We start from the raw sequence: 14,316 nt of genomic DNA, 5'->3' as shown, positions 1-14,316 counted from the left end.
CTATTGCCCCAGACGCTCGAGCAGGGCCGGCACGTGGACCTGGTCGGCCTTGTAGTTGCCGGTGAGCGCGTACATCACGAGATTGACGCCGGCGCGGAGCGCCATTTCGCGCTGGCGGGGATCGGAACTGGACATCGGCACCAGGCCTTCGCCGCGGCGATTTATGGCCCAGGCCGAGGCAAGGTCGTTGGAGGTGATGACGATCGGCGAGACACTGTCGCCGGCCCGTGCCGGCCGACGCCCGTCCTCGCCGGCGGGCGGCAGGATTTCGACCCAGGTCGTGCCGGTGTCGTAACGGCCGACGAAACCGTCGAGGATGTAGAAGGTCTTGGTCAGCACGTGGTCGCGCGGGATCGGCTCGAGTTCCGGGATGTCGAGCGTCTGGAGCATCCGCTTGAGCTGATCGCCCTCGGGCGTGCTGCCGCCGTCGGGTCGAGCGCTCATGGCGTCGCGCGTATCGAAGATCACGAGCCCGCCGCCCTTCATGTAGGCTTCGAGCTTGCGCAGGGTTTCGGGCGCCGGAATCGGGCGCCCGGCCACAACCGGCCAGTAGAGGATCGGGAAAAAGGCGAGCTCGTCGCGGGCTGGGTTCAGGCCTACCGCTTCGCCGGGTTCGAGCGCCGTGCGCGCGCCGAGCACGGTGTTGAGGCCGGCAAGCCCTGCCTTCGACATGTCATCGACCGCCTTGTCACCGGTCAGGACATAAGCGAGGCGCGTGACGGCGCCGGCCGCGAAAAGCTCGCGCGGGATCGGCGGTCGGGTGTCCTCCGGCGCCGCCGGGACGGGTTGGGCCAGGGTCGGAACGGCCGAAAGGGTGAGAGCCAGCCCCAGCCCCAGCCCCAGCAGGAGCGCCGCGGCAGCAGCCTTGCTGGCACGTGCCATGCGCAGGCGACCGCCGAGCCAGAGTGTCGCCAGCGTGTCGAGGATCAGCAGCAGCAGCGCGATGACCAGGAGCTGCGGCCGGATGTCTTGTGCGACCGGCTTGTCGATCGGCAGGATCGGCGCGCCGAGCGAGGCGAGATCCAGCGCGTGCAGCATGTCGGTCGAAGCGAGTGCATTGACCGCGAGCGCGCCGTCGGCCGGGCCATAGATTCCGGGGGGGTGGGCAAGGGTGGCGCGCCCGGTGAAGGTCCGCGGTACCGGCTGAGCTGTCGCAGGTGGTGCACGGAAGGAGCCTTTCCCGTCCAGCACGCGGGTTGGCGAGAGCGTCTCGACCTTGGCATCCTCGGCCTGGGCCTCGGCCGGGCCGGTTCCGGCGAGCGCAACCACCTTGCGCAGCATCTCGACGAAGAGGCCGGAAAGCGGCAGGTTCGACCACGTGGTGTCGGCGGTGACATGCATCATGGCGATCACGCCATCGCCGCGTCGCGCGCCAGTGACCACAGGCGTGCCGTCTTCGAGCGCAGCCCAGGTCTTGCGCGCAAGATCGGCATCGGGCTCCGCCAGGATCTGGCGATTGACGCGGACGTCGTCGCTGATCTGCGTGCCGAAGAACGGACTTTCCCGGGTGAAGGGGGCGAGCTTGCGCGGGGTGTCCCAGGAGAGGCCGCCGCCGAGTGTACGCCCGCCGCGACGCAGGCGAACGGGTGTCAGCTCGTCGGAGGCCGTGGCGAGGCGCGCGCCGGCAAAGCGCAGCAGAACACCGCCCCGCTCGACGAAACTGGTGATCTTCGTCGCCGTCTCAGGGTCGAGCGCGCCGATATCCGCGAGAACGAGGACCGAGAGATTCTGTGCCAGCAACTCGCCGACGGGGTCGTTCGAACCAGGGCGCGGCTCGCGGATCTCGGCGAAGGGTGAGAGGGCGCGCGAGACATAATAGGTGGGAGACAGCAAGGGCTGCGCGGTATCGGTGGTCGCGCCGGAAACGATCCCGACACGGCGACGCTTGGCGCGGTCGTCGAGCAGAGCCACTGCGCCCGCGCTCTGTTCGCCCACGACCTCGAGCCGCGAAACGGCGTTGCGCACTTCGATCGGCAAGGTCAGGCGGGCCACGGTCTGCGTTTCCGTCGGGCCAAAGGCGAACGGAGCATCCCCCAGCGGCAGGCCCTTCAGATCGAGGGCGCGAACCTGGCCGCTTGCCGGAGCGCTGGTCGACGGCCGGAGCACCTTGACCGTCAGGGCGCCGGAGAGGTTCTCCGCGGCTGTCAGTGCGAGCTGATCGGCGGGGGTGGCGTGGATGGAAAGTCGGCGTGCATCGGCTTCCTGTTTCAGGCGCGCCAGGAAGGCGCCCTCGTCGCTCAGGCTGAGCCCGTCGGAGACCCAGACGATTTCGGCGTCAGGCGTGGCACGCAGAAAGGCCTCGATCCGTGGCAATTGGGTGGTGCGGTCGGGCGCATGCGGCTGCAGTGCCAATGCGCGCAGCTTGTCGAGCGCCGCGCGCGGCTCCGACAGTGTGACCTCACCCGGCGTTTCCGCGAGGCCGATGATGGCGACCGGGCGTCCCTCGCGGGCCGCAGCATTGACCCGCGACTCCGCCAGCGCCACACGCTCGGACCAGTCGGTCGCGGCGCCGAAGCCGTTGTCGATCAGGAGCAGCACTGGCCCGCGCGTTGGCGCTGTCGCCACCGGTGGGTTCCAGACCGGGCCGGCAACGGCGATGATGGCGAGCGCCGCGACGGCCATCCGCAAGGCAAGCAGCCACCAGGGCGTATGCGCCGGCATTTCGCGCTTGGCGATCAAGTCGGCCATGATCTTGAGGGGCGGAAAATCGATGCGGCGCGGACGCGGCGGCGTCACTCGCAGGATCAGCCAAAGCGCCGGCAGCAGTGCAAGCGCGGTCAGCGCGAGGGGGGCAGAGAAGGCGATGGGCAGTTGCGTCAGCATCGTTGGCGCCCTCCTAGCGGCCCCGGCCGCCGCGCGAAGCGGCGATCAGGCTCGCAATCCGGAGTACGCCTTCGCTGGCGGGCCGGTCCGTGCGGTGCAGGGTCAGCGTCCAGCCGGCCTTGCGGCAGGCCTCCCGAATGGTCTCTCGATGGGCTTCGAGGCGCCGGTGATATTCCTCTCCCCAGGCTCCGGCATCGCCGACGCGCAGAGTGAGACCGTCTTCGAGATCGAAAAGCTCGGCCTGGCCGCTGAAGGGAAATGTCTCTTCGATCGGATCGGCGATTAGAAGAATATGGCCGCGCGCGCCGCTGCTCGCCATGGTGGCGATACGTTTGCCGAGCGACTGCGCCGGCGAAAGCCCGTCGGTGATGATGATGGCGTCAGCCAGGCGTGGCAGAGGCGCATCCGGCGGCAGATCGGCAGCCTCGCCCTTGCGGTCGATCATGATGGCCTGCGCCAAGGTCTCGACGATGCGTCGCGAGGCGAGCGCCCGCGTCAGGCCAAGATGCCCGACACGCTCGCCGCCCTCGACCAGGGTCTCGGCCAGGGCGAAGCCCGCAACAAGCGCGCGGTCGACCTTGGAGGCCATGGCGAGCGACGAGGAAAAGCCCATCGAGGCCGAGCGGTCGATCCAGAGCCAGATTGCATGCGAGGCCTCCCACTCGCGCTCCCGGACGAAGAGATGGCCGTCGCGGGCCGAGCGGCGCCAGTCGATGCGTGAGGCGGCCTCGCCGGTCACCAGAGGGCGGTACTGCCAGAAGGTCTCGCCGGGCCCGGCGCGCCTGCGGCCATGAATGCCGTGCACGCTCGCCGAGACGCGCCGGGCCTCGAGGATCAGGCGCGGCAGGCGTGCCGCGAGATCGAGCGAAGCCTTCAGAACCGGCGGGGCCGGCCGGCGTTCGGATGGGCCGAGGACGCGCGTGCGCAGCATCACTGAAGTCCCTATCCCAATCGCTCCACGAGCCTTGCGATGACGCTCTCGACCGTCTCGCCATCGGCGCGTGCGGCGAAGGTGAGCGCGATACGGTGCTTGAGCACGGGGGCGGCGAGCGCAATGACGTCATCCACGGACGGTGCGAGCCGGCCTTCGACGAGCGCGCGGGCACGGGCGGCAAGCGTCAGGGCCTGGCTGGCACGCGGACCGGGGCCCCAGGCCAGCTTGCTGGTCAGCGCCGGGTCGCCGTCGCCGGGGCGAGCCGAGCGCACGAGATCGAGAATGGCGTCGACCACGTTCTCGCCGACCGGCAGGCGGCGGACGAGGCGCTGTGTCGACATCAGCGTTTCTGCCGTCATTGCCTGAATCGGTTTGTGCTCGGTGGCACCGGTGGTCTCGAGCAAGATCCGCCGCTCGGCCTCGCGGTCGGGATAGCCGACGTCGATCTCGAGCAGGAAGCGGTCGAGCTGGGCTTCCGGCAGCGGATAAGTGCCTTCCTGCTCGATCGGGTTCTGGGTTGCCAGCACATGAAAGGGCGCGGGCAGGTCGTAGCGTTCACCGGCGACGGTGACGTGGTGTTCCTGCATCGCCTGCAGCAGCGCCGACTGCGTGCGCGGGCTGGCGCGGTTGATCTCGTCGGCCATCAGCAGCTGGGCGAAGACCGGCCCCTTGATGAACCGGAAATGGCGCTTGCCGTCGGCGCTCTCGTCGAGCACTTCGGAACCGAGAATGTCCGAAGGCATCAGGTCCGGGGTGAATTGCACGCGTCTCGCGCTCAGGCCGAGGACCGTTCCCATCGCCTCGACCAGCTTGGTCTTGGCGAGGCCGGGCACGCCGACGAGCAGACCGTGGCCACCGGCGAGCAAGGTGATCAGCGAGAGGTCCACCACCTCCTGCTGCCCGAAGATGACCTGGCCGATCTCGCGGCGGGCGGCACCGATGGCGCCGAGCGCAGCCTCAGCTGCCTCGACGATCCCGGTATCGAGATTGACGGGTTGGCCGGCCTCGCTCTTGCCATCCGTCGCACGGACTTGCGCCACCATGTCGGTCTCCTTCACCCTCGTCGTCGCACCTTGCGCCGCCTCACGCCCCGCAAGCTTCCCGAACCGATGACTGTGGACGGGCTATCCAACCGGCTCAAGGGGCTGCAGGCTCTGGTGCACAGAACTCGGCTTCACGATTATGTAGAGTTCAAGGCGAAACGGGTCATGCAACCAATATGCCGCGGGCGGCGATTTCGGGTATTTCGATGAACCATTCAACGCAGGCGATGGAGCGGCTGCTGGTCGCACTGAAGGACGGCCGCGCGCGAGCCTTGCCGCCCGTCGAGCGTTGGAACCCGCCCTATTGCGGTGATATTGACATGCGGATTACTGAGGACGGCACGTGGTTTTACCTCGGAACCCCCATCGGCAGGCCGGCGCTGGTCAAGCTTTTCTCCTCGGTCCTGCGCCGCGACGGCGGCGATTATTTTCTGGTGACACCGGTCGAAAAGGTCGGGATCAAGGTCGATGACGCGCCGTTCCAGGCCGTCGAGATGACAGTCGAGGGGACAGGCGACGAGCGCGCCATCGCGTTCCGGACGCTGGTTGACGATATCGTGAGCGTGAGCCCGGAGCATGCGATCCGCTTCGTGCGGGATGCGAATGACGGGCTCAAACCCTATGTCCATATCCGCCGGGATCTCTGGGCCAGGGTGACGCGGGCGCTGACCTATGACCTTCTGGCCCTTGGCGAGATCCGCCCGGTCGATGGCGTCAGCATGTTCGGGCTGGCGGTTGCCGGGGCATTCTATCCGGCCGTGCCGGCCAGCGAGATCGAAGGACTCTGATGCAGGCTCTGAAGCTGACGGCGGCAGAGCTCGTCGCCCTTGCCGAGGCGCGGCTGCGCCACGAACCGCCGGATCTCGGCGACCTGATCAGCCGGCCGCGCGGCGATCATGATCTCCAGCCGGAAGCGATCGAGCCACCGGACGAGGCGGCGGCGATCGAGGCGGCCGTGTTGATCCCGATCGTGCTGCGCGAGGACGGGCCGACCGTATTGCTGACGCAGCGCGCAGCGGCATTGCGCAGTCATTCCGCACAGGTTGCCTTTCCCGGCGGACGCGTCGATGCCGTCGACGGCTCGCCCGTGGTCACGGCGCTGCGCGAGACGGAGGAGGAGATCGGTCTCGCCCGCGAACGTGTCCGTGTCGTCGGCTTCCTCGACGCCTATCTCACCGGCACCGGCTACAGGGTCGTGCCTGTCGTGGGGCTGGTCGAGCCGCCATTCGCGCTGACGATCAATCCGCACGAGGTCGACGAGGCCTTCGAAACGCCGCTCGCCTTCCTGATGGATCCAGCCAATCATCGCCGCGAAGGGCGGGAATGGAAAGGGCGGTATCGTACCTACTATGCGATGCCCTTCGGAGATCATTATATCTGGGGTGCAACCGCCGGCATGATCCGTAACCTTTACGAGCGTCTCTCCGGCTAGTCTGATTGGATGGCGCGCCCATGCTGCGTACGGTGATCGAAGAGATTCTGCTCTTCGTCCTGCCCTTTTGTATCTTTGCGAGCTATCTGATCGTCAGGCGGCGCAACCCGTTCGACGTCGAGCACTGGGACGGGCACGTGTTCTGGCTGTCGGTCGTGGGTCTCGTGATCTCGATCGGCTTCGTAGCCTATACCGGCTGGATCGCTCCGCGCAGTCTGGGGGTTTACGTGCCGCCTCACATGGAGAACGGGCAGCTCGTACCTGGCCAATTCAGATGAACGAAGCGGAGCGGGCTCGGATCGAGAGCTTTCTTCAGCGGCCTGCAGTGGGGGACGTGCTCGCTGCGTTCAATGGCGGCGGCGAGGAGACGCGCGTCATCGGCGGTGCCGTACGTGACCTGCTGCTGGGGGAGCCGGTCGGCGATGTCGATCTGGCGACGACCGCGTTCCCGGATGAGACGATCCGGCGCGCAACGGCGGCGGGCTTCAAATCGGTCCCGACGGGAATCGAGCACGGCACGGTGACAGTCGTCGCCCATGGCATTCCCTTCGAAATCACGACGCTGCGCCGCGATGTCGAGACCGATGGTCGCCGCGCGAAGGTGGTTTTCGGGCGCGATTTCGCCGAGGACGCGATCAGGCGCGATTTCACGGTCAACGCCCTCGGGCTCGGGCGGGACGGAACCGTTCATGATTATTGCGGCGGGCTTGCCGATCTCGCTGTGCGGCGCATCCGTTTCATCGGCGATGCAGGCCTGCGCATCCGCGAAGACTACCTGCGCATCCTTCGCTTCTTCCGTTTTCACGCCCGCTATGGCGAGGGGGCTCTGGACGAGACCGGGCTGGCCGCCTGTACGGCTGGCCGAGCCGGGCTCGGCGGGCTTTCGCGTGAGCGGGTGCGAGCGGAGCTGCTGAAACTGCTCGTCGCGCCGCGCGCGGTCGATGCGCTGTCGGCGATGATGGGGGCGGGGCTTCTTGTGCCGGTAATCGGCGGCGTGCCCCGGCTTTCGCGCTTCGCGGCGATTGCGGCGGGCGAGTCCGCGGGGACAGTCTATCCGGCCTTTCGGCTCGCGGCACTGGCGGTTGTCGTGCGCGAGGATGCGCTGCGCCTGAGGGAAGGGTTGCGGCTATCGAACGAGCAATTCGACCGGATCGAGCGCATGGCGCTGGCGCTTGAGGGGCTCTCGGGGCGCTCGACGGATTCTTCGATCGCCATGCTGCGGCACCTGGCGCATCGCGTCGGGCCTGATGCGGTCGCCGGCGGGCTCGTTCTGCTCACGGCCAACGACAGTCATGGTGGGCACACCGACGTGCAGGCTGCGATTGCGGAACTGGGGCGAACGCCGCCCTTTCAGCCGAGTGGCCGTGATGTGCTCAAACGGGGAGTTGCCGCCGGGCCGGATGTCGGGCGCGTGCTCGACCAGGCACGGCGCGACTGGATCGAAGCGGGGTGCCCTGGCGAGCGGGCGCAGCAGCTTGCCTTTGTCGAGAGCGCGGTCGCTCAACGCGCTCGCTGAGATCCGTCAGGGCCAGCGCACGGTCGGCGGCAGCGAGGAGAGGATCGAGGCGACATTGCCGCCGGTCTTGAGGCCGAAGATCGTGCCGCGGTCATGGAGCAGGTTGAACTCGACATAGCGACCACGCCGGACCTGCTGTTCGTAACGCTCAGCCTCGGTCCAGGGCTTGCCCATATTGGCGCGCATGATCTGCGGATAGATGTCGAGGAAGGCGTTGCCGACAGCCTGGGTGAAGGCGAGATCGATCTCAGGATCGCCGGACCAGACATAATCGAAGAAGATGCCGCCGATGCCACGCGGCTCGCCACGGTGCTTCAGGAAGAAGTACTCGTCGCACCATTGCTTGAAGCGGGGATAGTCGGCGACAGGGGCGAAGCTCTCGCAGGGCGTGCGCATCGCGGCGTGGAAGGCGACGGCGTCGGGGTCATCTTGCGTGCGCCGGTTGTCCAGCACAGGGGTCAGGTCGGCTCCGCCACCGAACCACGGCTTCGTCGTCACCACGAAGCGGGTGTTCATGTGCACTGTCGGTGCATGCGGGTTCCAGGGATGGGCGATCAGCGAGATGCCCGTGGCATGGAAGCGCGGATCTTCGGCTGCGCCCGGGATCTGCCCTGCAAACTCGGGCTGAAAGGTGCCGTAGACGCTGGAGACATGGACGCCGACCTTCTCGAAGACACGGCCTTGCATCATCGACATGACGCCGCCTCCGCCTTCGGTGCCATCATGGTTGCGACGCTGCCAGGGCGTCCGCTCGAAGCGGCCGGGAGTGTTTGTCTCGGGAGGGAAGGGGCCGGTGGCATCATCCTCCAGCGCCTCGAAGGCAGAGCAAATCCGGTCGCGCAGGGCTTCGAACCAGGTTGCCGCGCGCGGCTTCATGGCCTCCGCAAGGGCGAGGTGGGACGTCGTGGGGGCCGGGGCAGTCGGTCGGGTGGTCATCGGTCCATTTCCGTTCCCTCTCGCCGCGAACTGCCTTCATCCGCGGTGACCAGGGATTTCGCGCCTATCTCGGATAAGCAACCAGCTGCCGCAAGGCCTCTCCCATAATCACCGCTGCGGCAATTGCGACATTGAGCGAACGCAAGCCCGCGCGCATCGGCACGTGGACACTGTTGTCGGCAGCCGAATAGAGCTCGGCGGGGACGCCCGCCGATTCGCGGCCGAGGAGCACGATATCGCCGGGAGCGAAGGTAAAATCCGTATGGGCCGTGGCCCCATCCGTCTCGGCCAGGATCAGTCGGTGGCCGCCGGCAAGCCGCCATGCGTCGAAAGCCTTGAACGAATCATGCCGGGTGATCGCGGCCCGTTCGAGGTAATCCATGCCCGAACGCCGGAAATGGCGGTCGGAGACGTCGAAGGCCGCAGGTTCGATGATGTCGACCGCGATGCCGAGGCAGGCAGCCATGCGAATCATCGTGCCCGAATTCTGCGGGATGTCCGGCTGGTAGAGGGCGAGGCGCAACATGCGCTGCTGTCATGCGGTCACGGCATGACATGCGTCAAGCCTCTGGCCGCGACCGGAAGGCTGCCCCATATGACGCCAAGATTTCGTCGTCATGCCGGTCCATGGAGGGCGGCACGCCATGTTCGCCTCCCTGTTCCGTTTCCTCGAAAGCCGTATCGACGTCTTCGCGCCCTTTGACGAGGGCCAGACGCCGCCGAAGGGCGTGTGGCCATTCATGTGGCACCACATCAAGGGCGTGAAGGGCTGGATGGCCCTGATCATGCTCACCGGCCTCGGCTTCAGCGGCATCGAGGCGGCGATGTATCTGATGGTCGGCTGGTTCGTGGACCTGCTGGCGACGCAGTCGCCAGAAACGATCTGGCGCGATCACGGCACGGTGCTGCTCGGCGCGGCGTTCCTGCTCGTCGTGGTCCGCCCACTGATCTATTTCGCCAATCATGCGATCGTGGACCAGGTCGTGGTGCCGCAGATCACCAATCAGATCCGCTGGCGCAACCACGTCTACACGCTCGGACATGCGCTTTCCTATTTCCAGAATGATTTCGCCGGGCGGCTTTCGGCGCGCGTGATCCAGGCGGGGCAATCGATCCGCGGCGCCACGATCGAGGTCATCGACGATCTCTGGTACGCGCTGATCTTCGCATCGGTGGCGATCGGCTTCTTCGGTTCGACCAGCCTCTGGCTGGCGCTGCCGGTCATCGTCTGGTTTTCGGCCTATGTCGCGCTGCTGATCTATTTCGTGCCGCGGGCGAAGAAGCGTTCCGAGGCGAACTCGCTGGGGCGTTCCTCGACGACCGGACGCATCGTCGATGCCTATACCAATATCCTGACGGTCAAGCTCTTCGCCCGCGCCGATGCCGAGCGCTCGTCGGTCCGCGACTCGCTGTCGCGCTGGAACGCGTCCTTCCTGCACCTGTCGCGGCTGATCACCGGTGTCAGCGTCATCCTGCAGACCATGAACAGCCTGCTGGTCGTGACGACGGCGTGGATTTCGCTGCATCTCTGGAGCCAGGGCATCATGTCGCCCGGAGCGGTCGCGGCCGCAATCGGCCTCGTGCTGCGGCTGGTGCAGATGTCGAGCTGGCTGATTCATCTCGTGCGCGGCGTGTTCGAGAATATCGGCTCCGTGCAGGAGAGCATGGAGACGATCGCCAAGCCGCATGACCTGACCGATGTGCCGGATGCCAGGCCCCTGTCGGTCGGCGAAGGGGCGATCCGCTTCGAGCAGGTCCGCTTCAACTATGGTCGCCAGGGCGGTCTGTTCGAGGGGCTCAACCTCGATATCCGCCCGGGCGAGAAGATCGGCCTCGTCGGGCCGTCGGGCGCTGGCAAGTCGACGCTCGTCAATCTGCTCCTGCGGCTCTATCCGCTGGAGGCCGGCCGCATCCTGATCGATGGGCAGGATATTGCGCGCGTCACGCAGGACTCATTGCGGGCGCAGATCGGCATGGTGACGCAGGATAACTCGCTGCTGCATCGCTCGATCGGCGACAATATCGGATACGGCCGGATCGACGCGACCGCGGACGAGATCATCGAGGCGGCCAGGCGGGCATCCGCGCATGACTTCGTCACGGCCCTCAGTGACCAGGACGGGCGCGAGGGGTTCGAATCGCGGGTCGGCGAGCGCGGCGTCAAGCTCTCGGGCGGGCAGCGTCAGCGCATCGCCATTGCTCGCGTGCTGCTCAAGGATGCGCCGATTCTGATCCTGGACGAAGCCACCTCGGCACTTGATTCAGAGGTCGAGGCGACGATCCAGGAGCAGCTCACTGCCCTCATGCAGGGCAAGACGGTCATCGCGATCGCGCACCGGCTCTCGACGATTGCGGCGCTCGATCGGCTGATCGTGCTCGACAAGGGTCGCATCGTCGATCAGGGCAGCCATGCTGAACTCGTCGCGCGGGGCGGCCTCTATGCCCGGCTCTGGGCTCGCCAGTCGGGCGGTTTCCTTGCCGTTGCCGACCCGGAGACGGTCACGGCCTGAGTCCCGCTGAGGGCAGGCTGCGATGCACATTGTCGCCGCCCGGAACAGTAGACTTCGTCCAAAGTGCATGCCAAAGAGCGCGGCGGCGACGTGCCGCCGCATTGCGGCTGCGAAGGGGCGCACCTAATGAGGGGCGTCAGACGATAATTTACAGCCGTTCCAGGCTGGGCGAAGAGCAGAGGATTCGATCGTGGCTCACGCGACCGAGACGACCCAAACCACCCGCCGCGACTTTCTGATGCTGGCGACCGGCGCTGCCGGTGCCGTCGGCCTCGGTGCTGTTGTTGTTCCGCTCGTGAGCCAATTGGCTCCGGACGCGCAGACCGTTGCTGCTGGTGCGCCGATGGATGTCGATCTCGGTCCGATAGCGGAAGGCCAGGCCATCAAGCTGTTCTGGCGCGGCAAGCTGATTTTCGTGCGTCACCGCACCAAGAAGGAGATCGAGGAGGCGCGTGCAGTCAATGTCGCGACGCTGCCCGATCCGCAGACCGACCAAGCCCGCGTCAAGGAAGGCCACGAGCAGTTCCTCATCGTTTACGGCAATTGCACCCATCTCGGCTGCGTGCCGCTCGGCAATTCTCCCGGCGATCCGAAGGGCGACTTCGATGGCTGGTTCTGCCCCTGCCACGGTTCGCACTACGATTCGTCCGGCCGCATCCGCAAGGGGCCCGCGCCGCTCAACCTGCCGGTCCCGCCCTATGCGTTCAACGCAGATACGAAGATCCGAATCGGCTGAGCTATGCGCTTCTCCATGATTTCCAATGATACCGAGAAAGCCTTGAGGCATTCGTCATGAGTGGTCATAGCACCTACGTTCCGAAGACCGGCTTTGAACGCTGGCTCGATGCCCGTCTGCCGATCGTTCGCCTCATGCACGATTCGGCCGTTTCCTACCCGGTCCCGCGGAACCTGAACTACCTTTGGACCTTCGGTGGCATCCTGGTGTTCATGCTCGTCGCGCAGATCGTGACGGGCGTCATCCTGGCGATGCACTACACGCCGCACGCGACCATGGCCTTCAACTCCGTCGAGCACATCATGCGCGACGTGAATTTCGGCTGGCTGCTGCGTTACCTGCACTCCAACGGCGCCTCGATGTTCTTCGTCGCCGTCTATGTCCACATCTTCCGCGGCCTCTACTACGGTTCGTACAAGGCTCCGCGAGAGGTGCTCTGGATTCTCGGTGTCGTCATCTTCCTGCTGATGATGGCCACGGCCTTCATGGGCTACGTGCTGCCCTGGGGGCAGATGTCCTTCTGGGGCGCCACCGTCATCACCAACCTGTTCTCGGCGCTGCCGGTGGTTGGCGAGACGATCGTGACCTTCCTGTGGGGCGGCTACTCCGTCGACAACCCGACGCTGAACCGCTTCTTCTCGCTGCACTACCTGCTGCCGTTCATGATCTTCGGCGTCGTGATCCTGCACATCTGGGCGCTGCACGTCGTCGGACAGAACAACCCGACCGGCGTCGAGGTGAAGAACGTCCAGAAGGACACCGTGCCGTTCACGCCCTACGCGACCATCAAAGACATCTTCGGGATGGTCTGCTTCATCTTCGTGTTCGCCTATTTCGTGTTCTATCAGCCGAACTTCATGGGCCATGCCGACAACTACATTCCGGCCAACCCGGCGGTGACGCCGACGCATATCGTGCCTGAGTGGTACTTCCTGCCGTTCTACGCGATCCTGCGCGCCATTCCCGACAAGCTCGGCGGCGTCCTGGCGATGTTCGCGGCGATCGCGGTGCTGGCTTTCCTGCCCTGGCTCGACACCTCCAAGGTGAAGTCGATGAGCTATCGGCCGGTCGCCAGGGTCCTGTTCTGGGCGTTCCTCGTGGTCTGCATCGTGCTCGGCTATCTCGGCGCCATGCCTGCCGAAGAGCCCTTCGTGACCTACTCGCGGATCTTCACGGCGCTGTATTTCGGCTACTTCATCTCGCTTGTGCTGGTCGGCATCTTCGAGAAGCCGGCGAAGCTGCCGAACTCGATCGCCGACTCCGTGCTGGCCAATATCAAGGGTGGCTCGGGCGCGAGCCTTGCGGCCGCCACCGCCTCCGAACCGAACGCCAAGGGCTGACGAAAGATGAGCACCACCCCGTTTCGCCTTGCCCTGGCGGGGCTCAGCTTCGGCCTTGCCCTCACTGCCAGTGCGCTGACGGTCCAGGCCGCCGGCGACCGTGTGATCCCGCCGCAGCAGAGCTGGTCCTTCTCCGGCCCGGTCGGCAAGTTCGACCGTGCCCAGCTTCAGCGTGGCTTCAAGGTCGTCAAGGAGGTCTGCGCCAGCTGCCACGCGATGAGCCTGATCCCGATGCGGACTCTGTCGCAGCCCGGTGGCCCGGAGTTCACGCCCGGGCAGGTCACTGCGCTGGCCGCGACCTACCAGATCAAGGATGGCCCGAACGACCAGGGCGAGATGTTCGATCGTCCCGGCCGTCCGGCCGACCGTTTCCCGTCGCCGTTCCCGAATGAGCAGGCGGCGCGGGCCGCCAATGGCGGGGCCTTCCCGCCGGATCTGTCGGTCCTGGCCAAGGCGCGCACCTATGAGCGCGGTTTCCCGCGCTTCATCTTCGACATCTTCACCCAGTATCAGGAGCAGGGGCCGGACTATATCGCGGCGCTGCTGGCCGGGTACAAGGAACCGCCGCAGGGCTTCCCGCCGCTGCTGCCGGGCCAGAGCTACAACACCTATATGCCGGGCCACCTCATCGCGATGCCGCAGCCGCTGCAGGACGGGCAGGTCGAGTATCCGAAGGGACCGGACGGCAAGTCGCCGGTTCCGGAGACCGTGGCGCAGTATGGCAAAGACGTCGCGGCCTTCATGGTCTGGATGGCTGAGCCGCATCTCGAGGCGCGCAAGCGCATCGGCATGCAGGCGATGCTGTTCCTCATCGTCTTCGGCGGTCTGCTCTACTACACCAAGAAGAAGGTCTGGTCGCGCATGCCGGATGGCTCAACCGCGCACTGACCACCACTGAGAATGGGAAAGGGCCCGGCGCAAGCCGGGCCTTCTCTTTTGGGGCGGTAGGAGTCAAGCAAAGGCTCTCCTCGCGGGATGATAGAGCCCGCGGCTGATCGCGTTGGCTGATTGCCGACAAGCATCTGCAAAGCGCAGCGCGATGGCGA

13 protein-coding genes are annotated in these 14,316 nt (G+C 66.2%); 8 read left to right on the top strand and 5 right to left on the bottom strand.

Annotated elements, in window-relative coordinates:
• The 3 genes from FG93_RS20680 to FG93_RS20670 are packed head-to-tail and all read right to left on the bottom strand — an operon-like array spanning nucleotide 1 to nucleotide 4,800.
• Entirely contained in the window at nucleotides 1–2,820 is a 2,820-nt protein-coding gene (locus FG93_RS20680; RefSeq protein ID WP_152579554.1) for a DUF4159 domain-containing protein, read from the bottom strand.
• A 16-nt stretch (nucleotides 2,821–2,836) separates the two neighbouring features.
• Nucleotides 2,837–3,754 (bottom strand): DUF58 domain-containing protein, encoded by a 918-nt coding sequence (locus FG93_RS20675; protein WP_043237867.1) that lies wholly within the window; start codon nucleotides 3,752–3,754, stop codon nucleotides 2,837–2,839.
• An 11-nt stretch (nucleotides 3,755–3,765) separates the two neighbouring features.
• Nucleotides 3,766–4,800, bottom strand: a complete 1,035-nt coding sequence (locus FG93_RS20670; RefSeq protein WP_043238211.1) for a MoxR family ATPase — start codon at nucleotides 4,798–4,800, stop codon at nucleotides 3,766–3,768.
• 206 nt (nucleotides 4,801–5,006) lie between these two features.
• On the opposite strand from FG93_RS20670, the gene FG93_RS20665 reads away from it, so the two are divergent.
• Genes FG93_RS20665 through FG93_RS20650 form a run of 4 tightly spaced genes read left to right on the top strand, consistent with a single transcriptional unit; the run spans nucleotide 5,007 to nucleotide 7,748 of the window.
• Nucleotides 5,007–5,588, top strand: a complete 582-nt coding sequence (locus FG93_RS20665) for a DUF1285 domain-containing protein (protein ID WP_043238208.1) — start codon at nucleotides 5,007–5,009, stop codon at nucleotides 5,586–5,588.
• On the top strand, nucleotides 5,588–6,232 hold the full coding sequence (locus FG93_RS20660) for a CoA pyrophosphatase (RefSeq protein ID WP_043237864.1): 645 nt from the start codon (nucleotides 5,588–5,590) through the stop codon (nucleotides 6,230–6,232). The genes FG93_RS20665 and FG93_RS20660 overlap by 1 nt, the downstream gene beginning before the upstream one ends.
• A gap of 20 nt (nucleotides 6,233–6,252) precedes the next feature.
• Nucleotides 6,253–6,510 (top strand): DUF6111 family protein, encoded by a 258-nt coding sequence (locus FG93_RS20655; protein ID WP_043237861.1) that lies wholly within the window; start codon nucleotides 6,253–6,255, stop codon nucleotides 6,508–6,510.
• Nucleotides 6,507–7,748 (top strand): CCA tRNA nucleotidyltransferase, encoded by a 1,242-nt coding sequence (locus tag FG93_RS20650; protein ID WP_043237858.1) that lies wholly within the window; start codon nucleotides 6,507–6,509, stop codon nucleotides 7,746–7,748. Before FG93_RS20655 ends, FG93_RS20650 begins: the two co-directional genes overlap by 4 nt.
• Nucleotides 7,749–7,754: 6 nt before the next feature.
• On the opposite strand, the gene hemF is transcribed toward FG93_RS20650, so the two are convergent.
• Both hemF and FG93_RS20640 read right to left on the bottom strand, forming a co-directional pair.
• Nucleotides 7,755–8,684, bottom strand: coding sequence for an oxygen-dependent coproporphyrinogen oxidase (hemF, locus tag FG93_RS20645; protein ID WP_043237856.1), 930 nt, complete (start codon nucleotides 8,682–8,684; stop codon nucleotides 7,755–7,757).
• 64 nt (nucleotides 8,685–8,748) lie between these two features.
• Nucleotides 8,749–9,210 carry a tRNA (cytidine(34)-2'-O)-methyltransferase gene (locus FG93_RS20640; RefSeq protein ID WP_043237854.1) on the bottom strand — a complete coding sequence of 154 codons (462 nt, stop codon included), beginning with the start codon at nucleotides 9,208–9,210 and terminating at the stop codon, nucleotides 8,749–8,751.
• Between the two features lie 118 nt (nucleotides 9,211–9,328).
• Between FG93_RS20640 and FG93_RS20635 the strand changes: the two genes are divergently transcribed.
• The 4 genes from FG93_RS20635 (at nucleotide 9,329) to FG93_RS20620 (ending at nucleotide 14,158) form a co-directional block, all read left to right on the top strand.
• Nucleotides 9,329–11,194 (top strand): ABC transporter ATP-binding protein, encoded by a 1,866-nt coding sequence (locus tag FG93_RS20635; RefSeq protein WP_043237853.1) that lies wholly within the window; start codon nucleotides 9,329–9,331, stop codon nucleotides 11,192–11,194.
• A gap of 190 nt (nucleotides 11,195–11,384) precedes the next feature.
• On the top strand, nucleotides 11,385–11,930 hold the full coding sequence (gene petA, locus FG93_RS20630; protein WP_043237850.1) for a ubiquinol-cytochrome c reductase iron-sulfur subunit: 546 nt from the start codon (nucleotides 11,385–11,387) through the stop codon (nucleotides 11,928–11,930).
• Between the two features lie 56 nt (nucleotides 11,931–11,986).
• On the top strand, nucleotides 11,987–13,270 hold the full coding sequence (locus FG93_RS20625) for a cytochrome b/b6 (RefSeq protein WP_043237847.1): 1,284 nt from the start codon (nucleotides 11,987–11,989) through the stop codon (nucleotides 13,268–13,270).
• Between the two features lie 6 nt (nucleotides 13,271–13,276).
• Entirely contained in the window at nucleotides 13,277–14,158 is an 882-nt protein-coding gene (locus FG93_RS20620; RefSeq protein WP_043237845.1) for a cytochrome c1, read from the top strand.
• Nucleotides 14,159–14,316: the final 158 nt, after the last annotated feature.

It is taken from the genome of Allobosea sp. LC85 (assembly GCF_000735605.1).
GTDB lineage: Bacteria > Pseudomonadota > Alphaproteobacteria > Rhizobiales > Beijerinckiaceae > Allobosea.
Note: the sequence above shows the minus strand (reverse complement) of the source record. Positions and strands in the feature narration are given on the sequence as shown.

What these genes read in the sequence shown, in the direction of transcription:
- FG93_RS20625 (WP_043237847.1), top strand. Translation starts at nt 11,987, where the DNA reads ATGAGTGGTCATAGCACCTACGTTCCGAAGACCGGCTTTGAACGCTGG.
- hemF (WP_043237856.1), bottom strand. Translation starts at nt 8,684, where the DNA reads ATGACCACCCGACCGACTGCCCCGGCCCCCACGACGTCCCACCTCGCC.
- FG93_RS20675 (WP_043237867.1), bottom strand. Translation starts at nt 3,754, where the DNA reads ATGCTGCGCACGCGCGTCCTCGGCCCATCCGAACGCCGGCCGGCCCCG.
- FG93_RS20665 (WP_043238208.1), top strand. Translation starts at nt 5,007, where the DNA reads ATGAACCATTCAACGCAGGCGATGGAGCGGCTGCTGGTCGCACTGAAG.
- FG93_RS20650 (WP_043237858.1), top strand. Translation starts at nt 6,507, where the DNA reads ATGAACGAAGCGGAGCGGGCTCGGATCGAGAGCTTTCTTCAGCGGCCT.
- FG93_RS20635 (WP_043237853.1), top strand. Translation starts at nt 9,329, where the DNA reads ATGTTCGCCTCCCTGTTCCGTTTCCTCGAAAGCCGTATCGACGTCTTC.
- FG93_RS20660 (WP_043237864.1), top strand. Translation starts at nt 5,588, where the DNA reads ATGCAGGCTCTGAAGCTGACGGCGGCAGAGCTCGTCGCCCTTGCCGAG.
- FG93_RS20640 (WP_043237854.1), bottom strand. Translation starts at nt 9,210, where the DNA reads ATGTTGCGCCTCGCCCTCTACCAGCCGGACATCCCGCAGAATTCGGGC.
- FG93_RS20670 (WP_043238211.1), bottom strand. Translation starts at nt 4,800, where the DNA reads ATGGTGGCGCAAGTCCGTGCGACGGATGGCAAGAGCGAGGCCGGCCAA.
- FG93_RS20655 (WP_043237861.1), top strand. Translation starts at nt 6,253, where the DNA reads ATGCTGCGTACGGTGATCGAAGAGATTCTGCTCTTCGTCCTGCCCTTT.
- FG93_RS20620 (WP_043237845.1), top strand. Translation starts at nt 13,277, where the DNA reads ATGAGCACCACCCCGTTTCGCCTTGCCCTGGCGGGGCTCAGCTTCGGC.